At 62.4% G+C, this 21,305-nt stretch carries 20 protein-coding genes; 15 read left to right on the top strand and 5 right to left on the bottom strand.

Features of this window, described 5'->3' with window-relative positions; all coding sequences use genetic code 11:
* Nucleotides 1–27 precede the first annotated feature (27 nt).
* The 5 genes from ASC63_RS14560 to ASC63_RS14545 all read left to right on the top strand — a co-directional run bounded on the left by ASC63_RS14560 (nt 28) and on the right by ASC63_RS14545 (nt 4,293).
* Nucleotides 28–1,902: a heavy metal translocating P-type ATPase gene (locus tag ASC63_RS14560; RefSeq protein ID WP_055815948.1), complete on the top strand. Its 1,875-nt coding sequence runs from the start codon at nt 28–30 to the stop codon at nt 1,900–1,902.
* 48 nt (nt 1,903–1,950) lie between these two features.
* Nucleotides 1,951–2,115 (top strand): hypothetical protein, encoded by a 165-nt coding sequence (locus ASC63_RS16375; protein ID WP_157487731.1) that lies wholly within the window; start codon nt 1,951–1,953, stop codon nt 2,113–2,115.
* A complete protein-coding gene (locus ASC63_RS14555) occupies nt 2,112–2,783 on the top strand; it encodes a cytochrome b N-terminal domain-containing protein (protein WP_055815945.1) in 672 nt (223 codons plus the stop codon). The genes ASC63_RS16375 and ASC63_RS14555 overlap by 4 nt, the downstream gene beginning before the upstream one ends.
* Complete coding sequence (locus tag ASC63_RS14550) at nt 2,767–3,705, top strand: hypothetical protein (RefSeq protein WP_055815941.1); 939 nt, start codon at nt 2,767–2,769, stop codon at nt 3,703–3,705. Before ASC63_RS14555 ends, ASC63_RS14550 begins: the two co-directional genes overlap by 17 nt.
* Before the next feature lie 195 nt (nt 3,706–3,900).
* Nucleotides 3,901–4,293 (top strand): DUF805 domain-containing protein, encoded by a 393-nt coding sequence (locus tag ASC63_RS14545; RefSeq protein WP_082487886.1) that lies wholly within the window; start codon nt 3,901–3,903, stop codon nt 4,291–4,293.
* A gap of 122 nt (nt 4,294–4,415) precedes the next feature.
* On the opposite strand, the gene ASC63_RS14540 is transcribed toward ASC63_RS14545, so the two are convergent.
* Nucleotides 4,416–5,177, bottom strand: a complete 762-nt coding sequence (locus tag ASC63_RS14540; protein ID WP_055815939.1) for an SDR family NAD(P)-dependent oxidoreductase — start codon at nt 5,175–5,177, stop codon at nt 4,416–4,418.
* A 115-nt stretch (nt 5,178–5,292) separates the two neighbouring features.
* On the opposite strand from ASC63_RS14540, the gene ASC63_RS14535 reads away from it, so the two are divergent.
* The 3 genes from ASC63_RS14535 to ASC63_RS14525 all read left to right on the top strand — a co-directional run bounded on the left by ASC63_RS14535 (nt 5,293) and on the right by ASC63_RS14525 (nt 9,526).
* Nucleotides 5,293–5,757, top strand: coding sequence for a pyridoxamine 5'-phosphate oxidase family protein (locus ASC63_RS14535; protein WP_162242906.1), 465 nt, complete (start codon nt 5,293–5,295; stop codon nt 5,755–5,757).
* Between the two features lie 96 nt (nt 5,758–5,853).
* Nucleotides 5,854–7,020, top strand: a complete 1,167-nt coding sequence (locus ASC63_RS14530; RefSeq protein ID WP_200936943.1) for a cation:proton antiporter — start codon at nt 5,854–5,856, stop codon at nt 7,018–7,020.
* A gap of 4 nt (nt 7,021–7,024) precedes the next feature.
* Nucleotides 7,025–9,526: a phosphoketolase family protein gene (locus ASC63_RS14525; protein ID WP_082487867.1), complete on the top strand. Its 2,502-nt coding sequence runs from the start codon at nt 7,025–7,027 to the stop codon at nt 9,524–9,526.
* Nucleotides 9,527–9,550: 24 nt separating this feature from the next.
* On the opposite strand, the gene ASC63_RS14520 is transcribed toward ASC63_RS14525, so the two are convergent.
* The 4 genes from ASC63_RS14520 to ASC63_RS14505 form a co-directional block, all read right to left on the bottom strand.
* Nucleotides 9,551–10,426 (bottom strand): universal stress protein, encoded by an 876-nt coding sequence (locus ASC63_RS14520; RefSeq protein WP_055815929.1) that lies wholly within the window; start codon nt 10,424–10,426, stop codon nt 9,551–9,553.
* Nucleotides 10,419–11,303 carry a universal stress protein gene (locus tag ASC63_RS14515; protein WP_055815926.1) on the bottom strand — a complete coding sequence of 295 codons (885 nt, stop codon included), beginning with the start codon at nt 11,301–11,303 and terminating at the stop codon, nt 10,419–10,421. The genes ASC63_RS14520 and ASC63_RS14515 overlap by 8 nt, the downstream gene beginning before the upstream one ends.
* Nucleotides 11,304–11,387: 84 nt before the next feature.
* The gene (locus tag ASC63_RS14510) at nt 11,388–12,041 is read right to left on the bottom strand and encodes a response regulator (RefSeq protein WP_055815923.1); all 654 of its coding nucleotides are present in this window, start codon (nt 12,039–12,041) and stop codon (nt 11,388–11,390) included.
* On the bottom strand, nt 12,038–13,750 hold the full coding sequence (locus ASC63_RS14505; RefSeq protein WP_055815920.1) for a sensor histidine kinase: 1,713 nt from the start codon (nt 13,748–13,750) through the stop codon (nt 12,038–12,040). Before ASC63_RS14505 ends, ASC63_RS14510 begins: the two co-directional genes overlap by 4 nt.
* Nucleotides 13,751–13,932: 182 nt before the next feature.
* Between ASC63_RS14505 and ASC63_RS14500 the strand changes: the two genes are divergently transcribed.
* The 7 genes from ASC63_RS14500 to ASC63_RS14470 all read left to right on the top strand — a co-directional run bounded on the left by ASC63_RS14500 (nt 13,933) and on the right by ASC63_RS14470 (nt 21,254).
* Entirely contained in the window at nt 13,933–14,802 is an 870-nt protein-coding gene (locus ASC63_RS14500) for a universal stress protein (protein ID WP_235492353.1), read from the top strand.
* A complete protein-coding gene (mgtA, locus tag ASC63_RS14495; RefSeq protein WP_235492351.1) occupies nt 14,783–17,506 on the top strand; it encodes a magnesium-translocating P-type ATPase in 2,724 nt (907 codons plus the stop codon). The genes ASC63_RS14500 and mgtA overlap by 20 nt, the downstream gene beginning before the upstream one ends.
* A 75-nt stretch (nt 17,507–17,581) precedes the next feature.
* Nucleotides 17,582–18,052: a universal stress protein gene (locus ASC63_RS14490; protein ID WP_235492350.1), complete on the top strand. Its 471-nt coding sequence runs from the start codon at nt 17,582–17,584 to the stop codon at nt 18,050–18,052.
* A gap of 20 nt (nt 18,053–18,072) precedes the next feature.
* Nucleotides 18,073–18,498, top strand: coding sequence for a pyridoxamine 5'-phosphate oxidase family protein (locus tag ASC63_RS14485; RefSeq protein WP_055815912.1), 426 nt, complete (start codon nt 18,073–18,075; stop codon nt 18,496–18,498).
* Nucleotides 18,499–18,637: 139 nt separating this feature from the next.
* Nucleotides 18,638–20,005: a ferredoxin reductase family protein gene (locus ASC63_RS14480; RefSeq protein ID WP_055815909.1), complete on the top strand. Its 1,368-nt coding sequence runs from the start codon at nt 18,638–18,640 to the stop codon at nt 20,003–20,005.
* Nucleotides 20,002–20,505, top strand: a complete 504-nt coding sequence (locus ASC63_RS14475) for an FMN-binding protein (protein WP_055815906.1) — start codon at nt 20,002–20,004, stop codon at nt 20,503–20,505. The genes ASC63_RS14480 and ASC63_RS14475 overlap by 4 nt, the downstream gene beginning before the upstream one ends.
* Complete coding sequence (locus ASC63_RS14470) at nt 20,502–21,254, top strand: FAD:protein FMN transferase (protein WP_235492349.1); 753 nt, start codon at nt 20,502–20,504, stop codon at nt 21,252–21,254. The genes ASC63_RS14475 and ASC63_RS14470 overlap by 4 nt, the downstream gene beginning before the upstream one ends.
* Nucleotides 21,255–21,305: the final 51 nt, after the last annotated feature.

The following is a 21,305-nucleotide window of genomic DNA, read 5'->3' as shown; positions in this document are numbered from 1 at the left end:
ACCCAAGAGAGGTGTCCACTGTCGTACATGAAGAGCCTCATACGATTGCCGCTTCAGTTCAAGATGGTCACGGTGACTCTGCTGGTCGGCCTCGGCGGGGGGATACTGTGGGCGTTCGGCTACGTGCCGGCCACCCAAGTGGTGTTCAGCCTGTACGCGTTGGCCGTCGGTGCGGTGCTGACCGGCCGCATGGTCAACGAACTCCGACACGGGAGATTCGGGGTCGATATTCTCGCGGTGATCGCCATCGTTGCCACCGTTCTCGTCGGCGAGTACCTCGCGAGCATCATTATCGTGTTGATGGTGTCAGGCGGGCAGGCACTCGAAGACTTCGCCGAGTCACGAGCTCAACGTGAGCTCAGCGCACTCCTCGACCGGGAGCCACAGGTCGTGCACCGAAGCGACACGGCAACCGGTGAGTTCGTTGAGGTCCAAGCGAGCGCGGTGTCGCCGGGCGACGTCATTCTGGTGAGGTCCGGCGAGGTGGTGCCTGTCGATGGATCGCTCCTGAGCGCGAGCGGAAGTTTCGATGAGTCTTCCCTTACTGGTGAGAGTCTGCCGGTGCAGAGACTTGAGGGGGACTCCGTTCTCAGTGGCTCGATCAATGGGTTGAATGCCGTCACGATCACCGCCACCGCCACCGCAGCCGACAGCCAGTTTCAGGGCATCATCGCGCTGGTTCGTCAGGCGCAACAGAATCGTGCGCCCGTGGTCAGACTCGCCGATCGATACGCGATCCCTTTCACGATCGTTTCGCTCGCCATCGGCGCAGGCGCATGGATCGTCTCTGGCGAACCCATCCGCTTTGCCGAAGTGCTGGTGCTGGCCACTCCGTGCCCCCTGCTCTTGGCCGCTCCGGTCGCATTCATGGGCGGCATGAGCCGCGCTGCCCGAAACGGGGTGATAGTCAAGGGCGGCAGCGTTCTCGAGGCACTTTCCCGCATCCGCACGGCGGTCTTCGACAAGACCGGAACCCTGACCCATGGCGTGCCGACCATCGCGCGGATCAGCGCACGGGCTCCCTTTGATGAAGACCTGCTGCTCACCCTCGTTGCGTCCGCGGAACGCTTTTCGTCGCACGTGCTCGCCGGGTCTATCGTGCGCGAGGCGCAGAGACGAAACGTGACCTTCCTTGACGTGCAGAGCACGTCGGAGATTGCAGCCCGGGGCATCACAGCTGCGATCGGTGAAAGGCAGGTGAGTCTGGGCACTCTGGCCTTCGCGAGAGAGCACGCGGCGGATGTCACCCGCACGATGACAGCTGGTGGAGAGCTGGCGATCTATGTGGTGGTCGATGGAGCATACGCGGGCAGCATCATTGCATCCGATCCGATTCGCGAGAATGCCGGCCAGACGGTTGCTGAGCTTCGTGATCGAGGCGTTCGTGACGTGGTCATGCTCACAGGGGACGCGCGTGCCACCGCGGAACACGTTGCGCACGCGGTGGGAATCACCTCCATCCGATCGGACTGTCTCCCGGCCGACAAAGTCGATGCAGTACGCGGGTTGACCGAACGCCCTGTTCTCATGGTGGGTGACGGAGTCAACGATGCACCCGTGTTGGCGTCCGCCGAGGTCGGAATCGCCATGGGAGCGAAAGGCGCAACGGCGGCAAGCGAGTCGGCCGCCGCCGTGATTCTGGTCGATGATCTTTCCCGTACCGTGCGAGCCGTGGAGATCGGCATCGACACGATGCGTATCGCCCTTCAAAGCATCTGGCTCGGAATTGCGCTGAGTATCGCGCTGATGATCGTCGCCGCGTTCGGGATCATTCCAGCCACCCTTGGCGCCACACTGCAGGAAGTCGTCGACCTGGCGACGATCCTCAATGCACTCCGCGCAATCGGCGCGAAAGAACGCCATTCCGATGATCTTCGGCGGGTTAGGGACCAAAGACCCTGACTGCGCGAGCCGGTCGAGCCTAATCTCGGCGAAAGAAGGGATACGACCATGATGTTGCTCACACTGTTGAAAGCGTCGGCCGACAGCGGGGTCTTCCTCAGTTGGGGAATATTCTCAATTCAGTTGGGCAACCTGATCGTGATCATCGCGATGCTGGTGGTCTTCCTACTCGCGCTGATCCTGCCGTTTCCTGGGGGAAGGCGCACGAAATGACCGCGCCCGAGGAGGCCGAAACGGATCGGTCCTGGACGGGGCGCACTCGACGCTGGGTGATGAAACGACTCCCGCCCGAGAAGCTTCTGCCCAACACTCAGCCCAGCTATGTCGCCTCGTGGATTTACGTCTTCGGCATGGGCGCCATCGCGTCGCTCGTCTTCATCATCGCTTCGGGGGCGGTACTCAGCCTGAACGGGCCGATGTGGTACCACCTGTCATCGCTGGGGCACTTCGTCAACAGCGTGCATCTGTGGAGCGTCGAATTCTTCTTCTTCTTCATGGTGATCCACCTGTGGGGCAAGTTCTGGATGGCCGCGTGGCGAGGTCATCGCGTGCTCACCTGGATCACGGGGGTGTTCTCGTTCCTCGTCTCGATCGTCGCCGCGTTCACGGGTTATCTGGTGCAAACCAATTTCGATTCCGAATGGATTGCGTTCCAGGCGAAGGACGCGCTGAACGCATCCGGTATCGGCGCCTGGTTCAACGTCACCGACTTCGGGCAGATGCTCATGTGGCACATTCTGCTGCTGCCCGCGGCGGTGCTGGTCATCGTCGCCATGCACGTCATTCTCGTTCGCGCACACGGGGTCGTTCCACCCCTCGATGCGGCGGAGACGGATGCGCAACTCGCGGAACAGGAGGCATCCGATGTCACGACGCACTAAGGCCGATCACGACTTGGCCACGCGGCCATGGGGAGGTGCTGTGCGAGACTACGACCTCTTCAAGGAACTCACGATCGGCGTTGTCGTTGTCGGCCTGATCGTTATCGGGTTCGCCGCGGTCGCCAGCTCTCCCGACGAGCCGACGGTGAACCTGCAATCGTGGGCGAAAGCCGCTCCAAACGACTTCGTCGCGACTGCAACGGCGGAGCTCGGTGGTACGTCCGACACGGCGTCGTACGGCCCACCGTATTCGACGACGCAGGGAGCGACGCAGACACTCGGCCCAATCGATCTTCAAAGCCTGTCCGGAACCCGGTTGCCGATCGACACCGCCCGCGAATTTGTCACTCTGCCCCTGCAGAAACTCCGTCTGGCTACGGCAGCGCTGAGCCGCTGGCAAGCCTCAACCCCGGCACAGCAGGACAAGTGGACAGCTGCATACGTTGCAGCCCTTGCCAAAGCGCCGGGAGGCAGTCCTGCGAAAGTCGCCGGGGGTGCGTATGGTCCGGTGCCGTCGCTCACCGAGGGTCTCCTCACCGCGGCGAACCGCGGTGCACTCGACGGAGTGATCCAGGATGAGGGCGGCATCTTCAACACCAACACAACGCCGACGATTCTCTTCCTAGGCGACGGCACCTATTTTCCTAACCTGGCGGCCGCCCAGCACCTCACCGGAGACCAGTGGGGAATGATGAACGAGACCGGCAACTATCCCGGCCAGTCGTGGCTTTGGCTGTTCTCCTTCTGGTATCAGGTGCCCGCGATCGGAAACCTCGGCAACGCCGATCTGGTCGTCGTTGGCCTGATGCTGGTGCTCTCGGCACTTCTCACTTTGGTGCCGTTCATCCCGGGCCTTCGCTCGATACCGCGGCTGATCCCGCTCCACAGGCTGATCTGGCGCGACTACTACCGGAACCGTTGACTGCTCGGGCTCTGCGCCGCACATATTCCGGAGCTCATGAAAGGTGACGATTCGGGCAATCCCTTTGCATGCGCGGCCCACAGTATCCTCGCGCTTGAACGTCGATATTTTCGTGGGGGACTTTCGGCACTGTGCTCGAAATTCCGCGCGAGGTCCAATTGATAGGTAGGGCAAGCGCAGCGAAGGGAATGAACAATGTCATTCGGTCAGTCGATTCAAACAGTCTTCTCCAAATACGCTGATTTCCATGGAATGGCTCGACGCAGCGAATTCTGGTGGTGGGTGCTCTTCACCTCGCTCGTCTCGATGGCGCTGAGCGCTGTTCCGGTTTGGGGTGTGAACATGAGCGGCGGATTCTCGACCGGCTCTCTCTCAGGATTGTGGGGGATTGCAGTCCTTCTCCCCAGCCTGGCCGTCACCGTGCGGCGCTTGCGAGACGCTGCTTATTCGTGGGGACACATCTTCTGGCTCTTGCTGCCTTTCGCCGGGGCGATCGTCTTGGTCGTGCTGTGCGCACAGCCGACTCGTCACATCGTGCCGGGAGCTGCCGGCGGTGGGGAAACGATGCGTACCCCGTCCGTCTCTTAAACTGGACCCGTGAACAGTCCTTTGTGACAGCCACACCGCTCTGGGGCAGCTCGCGACCACGCACTATTCGTCACCGCGGCTTGCGCGCGGGGTGTGCTCGCTGCGACGATTGCCCCACCGCTTTAGATAGCGGACCAGCCGCCGTCACTGGCGAGAATCGCCCCCGTGACGTTCAGCGAGTCGTCGCTCAACAGCCAGGTGATTGCCGCGGCAAGATGCTCCGCCGTCGCAACGGACGGAACCATCACCTGCATGAAGGGTCCGAGGCGCTCACCCGCGAACGCCGACCGGAAGGGCGCCTCGATGTTGGTCGCGACGGCTCCGGGCGCAACCGCGTTGCAACGAATGCCTTCCGGGGAATAGAAGAACGCCGTGCTTTTGGTGAATCCGATGACCGCATGCTTCGACGTCGTATAGGCGCTTCCTGCCGCAGACCCACGGAGGCCGGCTTCCGAACTCACGTTGACGATGGAGCCTGACTTCGCCGCCCGCATCAGGGGAAGCACTGCGCGGGTGAGCCGCATGACCGCCGTGAGGTTGACGCTCATCACCCGATCCCAGGTGGCGTCGTCAAGTTCGTGTGGAGGCAGGAAGCCGTCCATGATGCCGGCAACATTGGCCAATGCATCCACTCGACCGTTTGCGGCGGCAAGAATGCGTTGGATGGACTCTTCGCTGCTGATATCTCCGACGACCGACGCGAAGGTGCTCGCGGTGAGTTCGGCTGCCAGCGTGTCAAGGCGTTCTTGAGAAACATCCGAGCCGACGACCGAGGCGCCCTCCTGCACGAGGCGCACGACGGTTGCGCGTCCGATACCTGAACCGGCTCCGGTGACAATAACGGTCTTGCCGGCAAAACGTTGTGTTGACGAAGCGTGTGACATGGCGATCCTTAGGTTGACTTCACGGTGTTTCATGCAAGTCAAGCGTCAGCTGCGCGGCTCTTACAGGGACTTTGGTCCCTTGATAAGCAATCGCCTTACGAGGGAGGCTGTGTTCATGGAGAACCCCACGCAGAGCAGACCCCACGACGCAGACGGTGGACCCGCGGCGGCCATGGCCCCACAGGACTCGGACATCCGCGAATTGACCCATGTCGAGTGTTGGAAGATTCTCGGGGACTCGGGTATCGGCCATCTCGCCCTTCGAGCTCAGCCTGTCGGCGTCGACATCATGCCCATCAACTACCTGGTCAACGAGCGACAGCTCTTTTTTCGGAGCGCGCCCGGCACAAAGCTGGAAGACATCGTGTTGCATCCCCACGTCGCCATTCAGATTGAGCGCCTGCAGGAAGGCAGATGGTTCAGCGTTGTGTTGAAAGGCACGGCGACGCGCCTGGCCGCCGATGACGATATCGAAGTCTCCGGCATCCTGCACCTCGTTCCGGCTCAACCCGGGGACAAGTTCAATTACGTCCGAATCATTCCGGATGCGATCACCGGGCGCACCTTCGCAGCGAGATGATGCGCGGCGACATGCCATCCTCGTCCTCAGACCGGAGTCATGCCGGAAGCCGACACCGCACTGCTGAGGCTCCGTGCCCTCTGTAATGTGAGCCGCGTGGGCTTTTCTCTGCTGGCGCTGGTGGTGCTTGTTGGGCTGCTCGGGCCGCTCCTCGCAGCCCGCACATCGTGGCGCATTCCGGTGGCAGTGGGGGAGTTAGCCGGAGGCCTGCTTATCGGAACCTCAGGGCTGCAGCTGGTTGATCCAACTGCCGGCGACTTCCGGCTGTTGGCGAACATCGGTTTCGGACTGACGATGGTCGTCGTCGGTTCGCAGATCCCGGTGAGAGATGCCGCGGTGCGCGCGGCGCTGCCGAGGGGGATTCTTGGCGCTATTCTGGTTGGCTTGGTCTCAGCGGTGCTCGGCGTGGCTGTCGCGTTCGGTACGGGCCACGCCGCCCTGTACGGCGTTCTCCTCGCCTCGTCATCGGCTGCCCTTGTGCTGCCGATGCTGCACTCGGTCGGGCTCAAGCACAGCTCAGCCGCTCAGCTGGTCGCGCAGATCGCCATCGCGGACATCGTCTGCATCGTGGCCCTCCCGCTGGTCCTCGCGCCGGAGCGCGCGCTCGAGGCCGCGCTCGGCGCTCTGGTGATCGCTTTGGCCGCCGGAATCCTCGTAGCGGTCCTGACCCGGCTGAGTAGAACGGATGCGCGGCGTACCCTTCACGAGTATTCGGAACGCCGTCAGTTCGCTCTGGAGTTGCGGTTCAGCCTGCTCGTTCTGTTCGCCTTCGGTGCGATATCCCAGTTCGCGAACTTGTCGATCATGATCGCCGGCTTCGCACTGGGACTCGTGCTCTCGGCCGCCGGCGAACCCCATCGCCTCGCCCGACAGTTGTTCGGCATCACCGAGGGATTCTTCGGTCCGTTGTTCTTCGTGTGGCTCGGCGCCTCGCTCGATCTTGGTACCCTCGCGGGGCATCCGGCCATGGCTCTGCTCGGTGTCGCACTTGGGCTCGGGGCGGTCGTCGCCCATCTCTCCGCTCGGCTCGTTGGCCTGCCGTGGATGCAAGCGATCGCGTCGGCCGGCCAGCTGGGCGTGCCTGTTGCAGCGGTGACCCTGGGCATCCAAACCCGAACGCTACTGCCGGGCGAAGACGCTGCGCTCCTCCTCGGAGCGCTGATCACGGTCGCGGTCTCTGCTGTGGCGACGGGCGTCATTGCCCGCCGCTTCGGCAGTGGGACTTTCGGCACTAGAAAGGCCCGACCCGGAGTGATGGACTAGCTCCATGAGTACTGTTGATTCGTCCAACGACCAGATCGATTCTTCTCCCGGTCGGCTGGGGACCGACGCGTGGCCGTATCGAGAAGTGCGAGAGTTCAGCGCCCAGACTTTGCACCAGCTGAATACGTGGTGGAGAGCGGCCAACTATTTGTCGATCGGTCAGATCTATCTCCTGGACAATCCACTGCTTCGGCAGCCACTCAGCCGGGATCACATCAAGCCGCGCCTCCTCGGTCACTGGGGAACCACGCCCGGACTCAACTTCATCTACGCGCATCTGAACCGCGTCATTCAGGAGCGTTCCCTCAACACCATCTATGTGGCCGGCCCTGGCCACGGCGGCCCGGGCATGGTGGCCAACGCTTATCTCGACGGCACCTACAGCGAGGTCTACAACACAATCGATCACAGCACCGACGGTGTTCGCCGGCTCTTTCGACAGTTCTCGTTCCCCGGTGGAATTCCTAGCCACGTCGCGCCCGAGACGCCCGGCTCGATTCACGAGGGCGGCGAACTCGGCTACTCCCTCTCCCATGCCTACGGCGCGGCATTCGACAACCCGGGCCTGCTTGTCGCTGCGGTTGTCGGTGACGGCGAGGCGGAGACCGGCCCACTGGCGACCAGTTGGCACTCGAACAAGTTCATCGACCCGCTGCACGATGGCGTCGTGCTCCCGATTCTGCACCTCAATGGCTACAAGATCGCCAATCCGACGGTGCTCGCGCGCGTCCCCGAGGCCGAACTGCTCGACCTCATGCGCGGCTACGGTCACACACCGTACCTGGTGTCCGGCGGATTCGACGGCGAAGATCCGATCGAGGTGCACAAGCGCTTCGCCGCGACCCTCGATACGGTGCTCAACCAGATTGCGCGAATCAAGGCGGATGCCGCATCCGGCACCCTGACGGATCGCCCGGCCTGGCCGATGATCATCATGCGCACGCCCAAGGGGTGGACGTGCCCTGCAGAGATCGACGGGCACCCGGCTGAAAACAACTGGCGCTCGCATCAGGTTCCGCTGCTGGACGCCCGCGACACTGAGGAACACACGCGGCTGCTCGAAAGTTGGATGCGTTCGTATCGACCTGAAGAACTCTTCGACGAGAACGGCGCCCTGGTCACGCTCGCCACCGCCCTCGCCCCGGAAGGCGATCTGCGCATGAGCGCGAACCCCGTGGCGAACGGCGGCCTGCTACGGCAGGAGCTGAGACTGCCGGACTTCCGCGACTACGCCGTCGACGTGCCCGCGCCGGGCGGATCGATCAGCGAGGCGACTCGGGTGCTCGGGGGATGGTTGCGCGACGTGATCGTTGCGAACCCCGACAATTTCCGCATCTTCGGCCCGGATGAAACCGCGTCCAACCGGCTCGATGCTGTCTTCGAAGTGACCGACAAACAGTGGAATGCGGAATCTTGGCCGATCGACGACGACAACCATCTGGCCCGAGCGGGCCGGGTGATGGAGATGCTCAGCGAGCACCAGTGCCAGGGCTGGCTCGAAGGCTATCTCCTCACCGGCCGTCATGGCGTGATCAACTCCTACGAGGCATTCGTCCACATCGTCGATTCGATGTTCAACCAGCACGCCAAATGGCTGAAGACAACACGGAAGATACCGTGGCGCCGACCGATTTCATCGCTGAACTACCTGCTCAGCTCGCACGTCTGGCGCCAGGACAATAACGGTTTGTCGCACCAGGATCCGGGTTTCATCGACCATGTCGTGAACAAGAAAGCAGATGTGGTGCGCGTCTATTTGCCGTTCGATGCGAACACCCTGCTCTCGACCTACGATCACTGCCTGCGCTCGGTTGACTACGTGAACGTTGTGGTCGCCGGCAAGCAGCCTGCGGCGAATTGGCTCACGATGCAGCAGGCGGTGGAGCATTGCACGCGTGGGCTGGGGCTGCTGGAATGGGCCGGCACTGAGCAGGCCGGTGAGGAGCCGGATGTTGTACTCGCGGCAGCCGGGGACGTTCCGACCCTCGAGATTCTCGCCGCGGCATCCATTCTGCGGGAGCGTGTGCCCACACTGAAGGTGCGTGTGGTCAATGTCGTCGACCTGATGCGGTTACAAAGCGAGGGTGAGCATCCACACGGGCTGGGCGACGGTGAGTACGACGCGATCTTCACTACGGATAAGCCGGTCATCTTCGCCTATCACGGCTACCCCTGGCTGATTCATCGCCTGACGTATCGCCGCCACGGCCACGACAATCTGCACGTGCGCGGCTACATCGAGGAAGGAACGACCACCACGCCGTTCGACATGGTGATGCTCAACGATCTCGATCGGTACCACTTGGTGATGGATGTCATTGACCGGGTTCCCGGCTTGGGCGCGAGGGAGGCCGCCCTGCGCCAGGACATGCAGGATTCACGGCTGCGTGCCCGCGAATACACCCGTGCGCATGGCGAGGACATTCCCGACGTCGCCGCATGGACGTGGGCCGGTGAGCGGCAGGGCACCTTCCGCAACGACGACACCGGCAGCGACAACGTGTGAGTACCCGCGTCGTGCGGTACCGGGCTACGTGACCGGATCGGTCGCGGCGTCCTGCGGAACGACGACGAGCGGTGCCTGAACGTTGAGAGCAGTCGTGTGGCTGACCGATCCGAGGAGGAATCGCTTGAAGCCGTGCAGTCCGCGGCTGCCGACAACCACCATCGACGCCTGCTCGGAGGCGCCGAGGAGTGCGGGAACGGGGTCGCCTTGCACCAGGGATCCCTCTACGTGGAGGTCGGGATATGCCTCGGAGATCTGGGTGACCGCCTCCGCGAGAATATTCTCGTGAGCTTCACGCACCATTCTCGTGACGTTCTCGTCTGCCGCAGCGTAGACGTCCTGCCAAGCCATCGGTTCCAGCCAGGCGTGGAGAAGGTGCAGCTCACGCTCGCTCAGTGTGGCCTCCTCCGCCGCGAAACGAAGCGCGGCCGATGCCGAGGCTGACCCATCCACCCCGACCACAATCGGACCATCCGGCAAACTGTCGGTGACGGGGATGATGGCAACCGGCCCGTGGGATCGTGCGGCCAGGCGCACGCCCACCGACCATGCAAAGCGGCCTGTAGAGCCTTCTCGTGCGTGGGTCCCGACGGCGACCACGGCCGATGGGCCGGAATACTGCTCAAGTTGCTCGCACGCATCGCCGACGACGAACTGCGCGTCGACCGTTACCCCGGAATGCGCAGCACGCAGATCAGAAAGCAGGATGTCTGTGTTCAGTCGTGCCGCAGCCAGCGCTTCCGAGTCGCTCAAGGACGGATCGATGGCGCGCACAAGAAGAACGGTTCCCCCTCGAAATGTCTCCCGCTCGAGCGCCCACTTCAGTGCGCCGCGCGACTCGGAGGTGTCGTCGAATCCGACGATGGTTCGCACTGTGGCGAGGTTCTGTTGATCATTCATGAGGGGTGTTCCCGTCTGCCTCAAGTTGCTGTTCGTCGGTCGCGGCCCCTGGATGCACGAGGATCACGGGAACCGAGGCGCTGAGAATCACATCGTGGCTGACCGGGCGGTGGCTGAAGCGCCATAGGCCGGAGACTCTCGGCCGGCCGATCACAAGAAGCCGTGAGTTTCTCGACGCTTCGGCCAAGGCGTCCGCCGGGGCACCGTACACTGCCTGGGTGCGAACCCGCATCGTCGGATGCATCAACTGAATGTGTGCCGAGGCTGCTGCGAGAGCCGCCTCTCGGTTCAGTGACCCGATGGTCGCAGGAACAAGGTCGATGAGAAGCGGGTTGGTGACGTATCCGGCCGAAACGATCAAGAGTTCGTCGTCATGGGCAGCCGCTTCTGCAGCGGCGAAGTCACAGGCGGCAAGGGACGCCGAAGATCGGTTCACGCCGACCACAACGCCCGTTCCTGTGGGGATCTGTTCGGGGATGATCGCGAGCGAGCAGTAGACGCTGGCAGCTGCACGCAGGCTGAATGTGCCGAGAATTTCGCCCAAGACAACGCCGTGCCGGTGAGTTCCGATGACGAGAAGGTCGGCTTCTTTCGACGCTATTTTCAGCGCCTCGAGCACGCTGCCTGTGGTGAGGCTGGTGGTTACTGGAACGTCGGGCGCAAGCGTTCGTACCCGCTGCCGTTGCTGCTCGAGGAATGCCTGCGCTCTGTCTTCGAGTTGCGCGATGAAGCTTGGTGCCAATACCACCATGGGCTCGTCAACGACGTGCAGAAGACGGATCGTGCCATCCGTGTTTCGGGCTCTCTCGACGGCCCACGAGAGTGCGGCGTCGCTTGGGCCGCTACCGTCGACCGCCGCAAGAATTCTCTCGCTCATGGCTCTCCTCCATCGCGCCGTCGATTGTGGCGCGCTGATTCCGAGAATGCCTGAGCGGATGCGGTTGCGGAAGGGTCGAAGGTCCTATGCCCTTTCGGGCGGATGCGTCTCCCATTGCACAGCGGCGGCTTGAGTTCGACGTTGCAGGCCCAGCTTGTTGAGAAGACCTGAGACGTAGTTCTTCACGGTCTTCTCGGCAAGGGAGAGTTCGATCCCAATCTGACGGTTGGTCAATCCATCGGCGATCAGGGCCAGGACTTGACGTTCACGCTTGCTGAGAGCGTCGATACGGGGATCGTCGCTATGGACGTCGCGCATGCGCTGCTCGACGCGTCGCTTCAACGAAGGGTCCAGCAGGGAATGGCCGGCTGCTGCGCGCCGAACGCTCTCGAGGAGACCGCTTCCACGGACGTCCTTCAGCACGTATCCGGCCGCACCGGCAATGACCGCAGAGTAAATGGCCTCGTCGTCGTCGTAGGCGGTCAGGATGAGACAGCGGATATGCGGAGCCGTGGCGTGCAGTTCCCGGCAGATGTCGATACCACTGCCGTCGGGCATCCTCACGTCGAGGATCGCGATATCGGGCTTGGTCGCCAGAATGCGTCCGCGCGCCTGCGCAACCGTGCCCGCTTCGCCGACAATTTCGATGTCAGGCTGGGCCTGGAGCAATTCAGCCACGCCGCGTCGAACGATCTCATGATCATCGGCGAGGAACACGCGTATTGTTGCGGCTGTCATTCGGTTAGCCCCGTTTCAACGGATATCGGAACCGACCATCGCACGGTGGTCTGCCCATTTTGGGATTCGACCGTGAACGACCCTGAACGCGCGGATGCTCGGGTCTCGAGATTGAGAAGGCCGCTGCGAGGGTGCATCGGGGGAAGCCCGATACCGTCGTCCGTAACCTCGAGAACGATTTCACGTGCATCCGCCGCGATGCTGAGCGCAACGTGCTGGGCGTTTGCGTGCTTCACCACGTTAGTCAATGCTTCCCTCACCACGGCGAGGACGTCGTGTGCAAGCTCAGCGTCAACGACGAGATCGACCGGGCCGGAGAAACTCATCCGCGGCGTGTGCGGTAGAGCTCCTCCGATTTCGTTGACCACATCGATGATGCGGTGCCGGATGGCCTCCGGACGATCGGCACGCGTATTCGACAGAGCGAATATTGCCGTACGAATTTGCGCTATGGCTGCGTCGATGTTCTCGATCGCCGTCTCCATGGTGTCTGCGGCGAGTCCCCGCGGTACCAGTTCCGTTACGGACTGCAGTCCAAGACCGGTGCCGTACAGCTGCTGAATGACGTGATCGTGCAGGTCGCGCGCGATGCGGCCGCGGTCCTCCAGAAGGAGCATGCGTTGCTGATCTGCTCGAGCGTCTGTCAGCTCCATTGCCACGGTGGCACGACCGGCAAGATCGCTGGCGATCTCCAGATCAGATTCAACGAACGGTAGGCCTCCGTGACTGCGAGAAACGATCAGAACGCCCCGCACCTGACCGGCGGCAACCAGCGGAAGAGCCATGGTCGCGCCGAGAGACAGCGTCGTCATCGATTGCGTCTCAGGCAATGCCGCTTCGGAAAGGATCCGAGGCTGTCTTCCCTCGATCACGCTGCCGGCGATAGAGCCTTCCCCCGGAAATTGCAGCCCGCTCATCACCTCTTCGCCTTCCCCACACGCAGTCGTGATGAGAAGCACCGCAGGGTCATCGGTCGGCTGAACAACGCACACCAGCTGAGCATCTGCCAGGGTGAGAATGCGCGAGGCGAGCACGCCGAGAGGATCGGTGTCTCCACCCGCGAGAAGCGCGGCAGTGATCTCACCGGATGCGACCGCCCAGGCCTGTCGACGTTTGATTTCTGCGAACGAGCGGGCATTGTCGATGGCGAAACCGGCGGTTGAGGCGAGGGCGAGCACCAGTTCTTCATCGTCGGCGCTGAATTCCCCACCCGATTGATTGCTGAGGTAGAGATTGCCGAAGACCTTGTCGCGCACCCGCACCGGAACACCGAGAAAGCTGTCCATGGGCGGGTGGCCTGCAGGAAAGCCTGACGAACGGGGGTCGTCCGTAATGTGGCGTAGCCGAATCGGCCGAGGGTCGTCGATGACCGCGCCGAGCAAGCCGTGGCCTTCAGGTAGATGGCCGATGACTTCGACATCGTGCGGCGTCATACCCACGTAGATGAATTGTTCAAGACCACCGTACGGAGCGATCACACCGAGGGCACCATATTGTGCACCGACGAGCTCCACGGCGACATCGACAATGCGTTGGAGCACGATAGGAAGGTCGAGCTGCTGTACCACCGCCTGGTTGGCCCTGAGTAATGCACGCAACCGGCCTTGCGTCGCCAAGACACCTCGAGCACGCTCTACCAACTCGGCCAGCACCCGGTCCAACTCGGCCCGTGGCGCATCGGGAAATGTCAGCGGATCGTTCTCGTCCATTTCACCTTTTCCCGGGCTGACACAGTCAACTCACGGATGATGCTCCCTGCTACGAGTGTAGTCGTGTCGCTCTTAACGCAGGACTTTCGGCACTAATGCGATGCCCCGTTCAAGCCCAGCATGGGAGTGAAGAAGCCCTTGCGCCGACGTCATAGCCGGGCCCACCGTGCTGGAGGAACATGATGAAGAAGAACATTCAGGTTGGAATCGATGGTTCAGATGCCAGCCGTGCGGCTGTGCGTTGGGCTGTCAAAAGGACAGTGGCGACAGGCACAGCCTCTGGCGGCTCTTTGACGCTCGTTCACGTCGTCGATGACGACTGGGGCATGATGGGCACGCGCATCATGGACGCGCTCCGCGAGGACGGGAAAGCGCTTGTCAAGAGGGAGGCCGAGTACGCGCGCGCCCTTGCGCCGGAAGTCGCCGTCGAAACGGAGATCCTTGCTGGAAATCCGATGTGGAGACTTATCGACGCATCCGGTGACGCGATGATGACGGTGGTTGGTACACACAAGACGGGCTTTATCCAGGGAAGGATATTCGGATCGCGCAGTCTGCAGCTTGCTGCTGCCGCGCGTTCTCACGTCGCTATCATCCCGCAAGCCTCCTCACGTGAGGGCCGTGGCATCGTCGTCGGAGTCGACAGCTCCGTTGCGGGACGCGCAGCACTCCTCTTCGCTGCGGGGGAATCACGCGAGACCCGTCAGCCGTTGGTGCTCGTACGCGCCCGGCGCCCAATGAAGCACTCGATCGATATCGAAGATTCAGAAGCGAACGGTGGCGAGCTTGACACTCAGACGGCCCTCGCCGAGCTCTCCAACGCTGAGGAGATTGCGAGATCGGTCTTCCCTGACATCGACGTGAGGCTGCGCAATGTGCAGCGTGCGCCGGCCGAAGCCCTCCTGGATGCCTCGAGTCAAGCCTCGGCGCTGATCATTGGCAGTTCTCGCCGTACTGGTCCGGAGAGTATGGTTCTCGGCTCTGTCAGCCACGATGTTCTTCTCAACCTGGCAACGCCGACGATCGTTGTTCATGGCGATGAAACCGCTTAGGGACCCGGGCGATGGGATGCTGGACCAGCGAAAGGGGCAGGCAGCTGCTTCAGTAGATGCGTACGTGAGTCTTTCTGTTGCGGCGAGCTGCGACGCCGACGAGGTGTTGCGCAATTTGGGATCCGGCCATGACGGTTTGTCTGAGCAGGAGGCCCGACGCCGCTTGGTCGCGGATGGTCCCAACGCGGTTAGAACGCACAAGGCAAACGGATGGCTGGTGTTGCTCCGTCAACTGCGCAGCCCCATTCTGATTCTGCTTTTTGTGACTGCGGCCGTTTCGCTCTTTCTGACAGATCCGACGAACGCGATCGTCATTGGTGTGATTCTGCTGTTCAGCATCGGCCTGGGGTTCAGCAACGAGTTCCGTGCCGAACGCGCCGCCGAAGCGCTGCACTCCCAAGTGACCCACCGAGCGGTGGTTGTCAGAGACGGCGTGGCGCAGCAGGTGGACGTGATTGAACTCGTTCCCGGCGATGTGGTTCAGCTGAGCATCGGCGCGGTGATTCCTGCCGATATCCGCCTGCTGAGTTGCACCAATCTGCTGTGCGATGAGAGCATCCTGACGGGTGAGTCGCTTCCTGTGACCAAGGACACCGCGACGGTGGTCGCCGGTGCGGCGCTGGGGGACCAGACGAGTTGTGTCTTCATGGGAACGATCGTTCAGTCGGGTAGCGGCGTCGGGGTTGTGGTCGCGACGGGAAGTCGCGCGGTCTTCGGACATATCGCTCTCGCACTCGGCGACCGGCAACCACAGACCGAATTCCAGCTGGGACTGAAGAAGTTCTCGCTCTTACTCTTGCAAGTCGCTGTCGTGCTGACCACCTTGATCTTCGTGGCGAACATACTCTTGCACCGCCCGTTACTTGACTCGCTCCTATTCTCGCTGGCGATCGCCGTCGGCATCACACCGCAGTTGCTTCCGGCGGTCGTCAGCACGAGCCTGGCTACAGGAACCCGCCAGCTGGCAAAGCGCAAGGTGCTCGTCAAGCGTTTGGTGTGCATTGAAGATCTCGGAGACATGGACATCCTGGTCACGGATAAAACGGGGACGCTCACCGATGGTCACATCAGTTTCATCCGAGCGATCCCCGTTCAGGAAAGTGTCACTCCCGAGGATCTTCTTACCCAGGGATTGCTTGCGACCGAGGCCGACTACTCCCGAACAACGGTCTCATCGGCAGGGCAGAATCCGCTTGACGCGGCCCTTTGGGAATCTGAGCTTCCCGCCTCTTTCGATCCTCACCGGCACACGCGATTGGGCGTCATCCCCTTCGATCACGAACGCCGCATGACCAGCGTCTTGGTGAGCGATGACGACACCGCAAGGACGAGCATCGTGACGAAGGGGTCGCCGGAGGATGTTCTTCGGTGCTGCGTGGGCATCCCCTCGAACGCACAGGAGCTCCTCGACGAGCAGTTCAGCGCCGGCGCCCGGGTGATCGCGGTCGCCACGCGCGATGTCCATGGCGTCACCGCGATCGATGTGGCGGACGAGCGGAACCTCACCCTCGCTGGCTTTCTGATCTTCGTCGATCGTCCGAAGGAGAAAGCCAAGGACTCATTGGCGCAATTGGCAAGCCTGGGAATCACAGTGAAGATCGCCACAGGCGACAACGCTCGCGTTGCTGAGAAGGTGTGCGCCGAGCTAGGCATGACTTCGACACGCACCCTGACTGGAGCGGAAATAGACACACTGTCGGACGAAGACCTGAAAGTATCCGCGCACGAAGCAACCATCTTTGCGCGAGTGTCACCCGAGCAGAAGGCGCGGCTGATCACGGCGTTGCGGGGGAGGGGCCGTGCGGTCGGCTTTCTGGGTGACGGAGTCAATGATGCCCTTGCACTCCATCGAGCGGACCTCGGCATCTCCGTGGACAGCGCGACCGATGCGGCCAAGGATGCCGCAGACATCGTTCTGATGGACAAGGACCTTGACGTGTTGGCAGATGGAGTCATGCAGGGGCGGCGAATCTTCGCGAACACGATGAAATACGTGCTGATGGGAACCTCGAGCAATTTCGGGAATATGTTCAGCGCATCCGTCGCCTCAGTGGTCCTGAGCTTCCTGCCGATGCTCCCGGGCCAGATTCTGCTGAACAACCTTCTCTACGACACCGGACAGCTGGCGATCCCCGGAGACAACGTCGACAAGGAGCAGCTCTATGCTCCGTCGCATTGGAACATCAGCCTGATTCGACGTTTCATGCTCGTGTTCGGCCCGATCAGTTCCCTTTTCGACTTCGCCACATTCGCTCTGATGATCTATGTCTTCCAAGCGATGCCCGGTGAATTCCGCGCTGGCTGGTTCGTCGAATCGATCGCCACGCAGACACTCATTATTTTCGCCATCAGAACCCGCCGCGTTCCCTTTCTGCGCAGCAGACCTTCAGCGGGGCTTCTATGGGCCTCGCTTGGCGTGGTCGCCGTCGGAGTGTATCTCCCGTTGTCGCCGCTCCAGTCTGTTCTGGGATTCGATCCGCTGCCTGCACCGTTCTTCCTCACATTGCTTGCACTGAGTGTCGTCTATCTCGTTCTCGTCGAGATTGCCAAGCGCCGATTCTTTGCTCGCCCTCGCGTCCAGGCGAAGGGCGTTCCCAGCCGGGGGGCTGTTCACCACATCGGCAGACGAGCGGCACGGTTCAGCACCCCGACTTCTCTCCCTCGACGGGCCGGAACCCGATCCCCAGCAGGAGATCGTGTGTGACTTTCGACCCTGTTTTCACGGCACGGGTGACGCGAGGCTGAGTACATGAACGCGACAGACACACACTCACACTCCGTGGAGCAACACGATCCGTTCGCTGTCGCGCCCGCAACGTCGCCGCGCATCGTGGTCGGAATGGACGGCTCCGATGCCTCGCTCGACGCCTTGCGTCGAGGCATCACCATGGCGACCGCACTGAACGGTTCTCTTCACGCGGTGACGGTGTGGCATTATCCGATCATGCTCGCCGGGTCCGGCGCACTCGCATGGTCACCCGAACAGGATGCAAAAGCCATCAGCAAGGCGGCAATCGACGCCGTGTTTGGCGGCAACCCTCCTGAATGGTTCGATGCGACAGTTCGAGAAGGCTCACCAGCCGCCGTACTTATCGAGGAGAGCGCTGACGCCGACATGCTGATCGTCGGCAGTCGGGGCAATGGTGGATTCGTCGGCCTCCTGCTCGGCTCCGTCAGCTCAGCGTGCGCTGCACACGCGCACTGCCCGGTGCTTGTCATCCATGGACCTCAAGTCCCACACAAAAAATGAGTTGAAAGGCGATGACAGATATGTCGACTGACTATGAATCACCGGTTGTCATTCTGGACCAGGACGAGTGCTGGCGGCTCCTCGATGGCGCCAGCCTCGGCCGCATAGCGATGAGCGTCGCGGGCCAACCCGAGATCTACCCGGTCAATTTCATCGCCCGTGGCCGGAAGATCTACATTCGTACCTCAGAAGGCACCAAGCTGCTCGAGTTGACGATCAACGACAAGATCGCGCTCGAGGCGGACCAGGTCGAAAGCGATACAGCCTGGAGCGTCATGGTCAAGGGCACCGCCCGAGTGCTCGAGAAACAGTCCGAGATAGCCGAAGCCGAGGCGCTGCCATTGAGCCCGCTGATTCCGACACTGAAGTTTGTGTGGGTGGAGATCTCGCCCAGGGAAGTAAGCGGACGCCAGTTCCCGCTTAGCCCCGAACCCGATCGCTTCTAGGTATCTGCGACATCAGCTTCACTGTGAGAGGTCGTTGGTTCGTGTCGCTCCTTTGACGGCCAACCCACAGCCGTTCTCCAGCCAGCGTAAGAATCCGTCAAGAATTAGCCGGGATCGTTGGTGACATGGAGAACGAACGATGAGCGCAGTCACGGCCCCGCGCAGGGAGGTCATCCGCGGAACCCGAGCGACGCGCGCGCGCAGCTCCATCGTCGTGCGCATCGTGATGACTTTCGGGCTCATGGGCGTGCTAGCCATGTGGTGGTCGAGCGTTCCCGCATCCTTCGCCGTGACGCCGGCCAGCGTGGTCACCACAATCGGTGAGCTGAGCGGAATGCTCGGTGCATATCTGGTGTGTGCGCAGGTGCTGCTGATCGCACGAGTGCCATGGTTCGAGCGTGCTGTCGGACTCGACCGCCTCGTCGCGTGGCACCGCACGCTCGGCGCGTCCGTCGTTCTCTTGGTCATCACGCACGTCGTGTTCATGGTTGTCGGCGTCGATCTGCTCGCCCAGAAACTGCCGTGGTCCGGGTTCCTGTCGCTCCTTCAGAACTATCCAGATATGCTCACCGCTCTGATTGGCACGATTGCCTTCCTTGCCGTCGGGCTCAGCAGCGCCCGGTGGATCCGCACGAAGCTTTCATACGAGGTCTGGTACTGGATACACCTCTCCACCTACGCCGCGATCTTCCTCACGTTCCTTCATCAACTCAGCGGGGGCACGCACTTTGTGAACGACCCGATCAATCGCGTGCTGTGGATCGGCCTCTACCTGGGCACTGCAGCCGCGGTGCTCACCTGGCGGTTCGTGCTGCCGACTGTCGACGCGTGGCAGCACCGGATGCGGGTGGTCGCGGTGGTGCCGGAGAACGCAGGCACAGTGAGCGTCTGGTTCGCCGGCAAGCGCATCCACGAGCTCGGAGTGCGCGCCGGCAACTTCATGATCTTCCGCTTCCTCTCCTGGGGGCACTTGGGCACGGCTCACCCGTATTCGGTGTCCCGAGTTCCAGCCGGGGGTCAGATGCGCATCACGGTGGGAGCGCTCGGGGACCACTCGACCCTCATCCGCGACCTCAAACCAGGAACTCTCGTCTTTGCAGAGGGCCCGTTCGGACACTTCACCGCGGACCGGGCGAGCCGCGACCACATCCTGTTGATCGCCGGCGGCGCCGGAATCGGCCCTATCCGGGCGCTCGCGGAGGAACTCGTCGGCCGGGGCGCACGACCAGTACTGCTCTACCGGGCGCATTCTGCCGAAAACCTTGCGCTCCTCGCCGAATTGCAGGCCATGCCCGGGCTTGCTGTCGTACCCGTCATCGGGCGCCGAGCCGACCTCGGATACGACCCGCTCGACGTGGACGCGATGCGGCGATTCATCCCTGATCTCCACAACTGGGAGGCGTTCATCTGCGGCCCTGAGGGGATGGCTGAGCGGGTCGAGGCGACACTTCGAACGCTCCGCATGCCGCGGCGCTTCATCCACCGAGAAGAATTGAGCATGTCATGAGACGCAAGAAGTGGCGCGGCACGATCCTGTTCACCGTGATCCTCGTCGTAATGGGCGTCACGATCGGACTCCGTCTCTACGGCATCGGGCAGACGGTGACCGCGAGTTCGGCGACGAGCGTCTCGAGCACGGGATCCGCGTCGGCCGCGACGCCCGCACCAACTACCGCCCCCGGAAACAACACGACACCACCCGCCATCTCGACGCCATCGACGTCGACCGCATCAGCCAGGAAGGTGATCACCGGCTCGGTTGAACAGACCCCCTATGGTCCGATCCAGGTGCGGGTGACGTTCGACGGTTCGAAGATCGCGGCGGTGGCGGAATTGCAAGCACCCAGCGGCGACGGTCGCAGTGCGTCCATCAATCAGCAAGCGGCGCCGATCTTGAAGCAGGAGGTGCTCTCTTCTCAGTCTGCGAACGTCGACACCGTCTCGGGCGCCACATACACCTCGGATGGCTACAAGCAGTCGGTGCAGTCGGCGATCGACCAGCTGTGAGAGTGCTCGAAACGGTCATGGGCATCCCGATGTCGATCGACATCAGAGATGCGGGGGATCACCACCGGGTCGCGGCGCAGGCGTTCTCGGTGCTGTGGGATGCCGATCGCCGATTCAGCACGTATCGGCAGGACAGCGAAGTCAGCGCCGCCAACCGGGGCGGCCTCACTGTCGACGAATACAGCGCAGAGTTGAGGGAGGTCATCCGGATCGGGGAGGACGCGGCCGCAGCATCCGGCGGCGCGTTCCGCATCCGAACGCCCGGAGGAGCACTCGATCTTGACGGCGTCGTCAAAGGCTGGGCTGCGGCCCGCGCGGCCGGCGTCCTCGTTGCAGAGGGCCTGCACGAATTCTGTCTCAACGCCGGCGGTGATGTCGTGGTTTCCGGCAGCCCTGGCGGGACCGCACGGTGGAACGTCGGGGTGCGATCGCCCCATGACCCGGCAGCGATGCTGGCCGTTCTCGCGGTCACGGATGCGGCGGTCGCCACCTCCGGCGCGTATGAGCGCGGTGCACACATCGTCGACGGCAGGACCGGATTGCCCGCCGCCGGTCTGATCAGCGCGACAGTCGTCGCCGATGACCTCATCACGGCGGATGTGCTCGCGACAGCTGTTTTCGCCCTGGGCGCCACGGGCGTTGAATGGGCGCTCGAGCACGGTGCGCGAGGCGTCCTCGGGCTCTCAGACGGCGACAAGGTATTGACCGCCGGCGTGCTCACCTTCGCCAAACCCGGGAAAGCGCGATGATGATCGTGGCCGATGTAAGCGGAGACGCGCAGGGGCCCCGCACCTATACTG

Origin of the sequence: Leifsonia sp. Root112D2 (genome assembly GCF_001424905.1) — a bacterium.
Lineage (GTDB): Bacteria > Actinomycetota > Actinomycetes > Actinomycetales > Microbacteriaceae > Root112D2.
The sequence above is the reverse complement of the archived record's forward strand: the minus strand, read 5'-3'. Positions and strand labels throughout refer to the sequence as shown.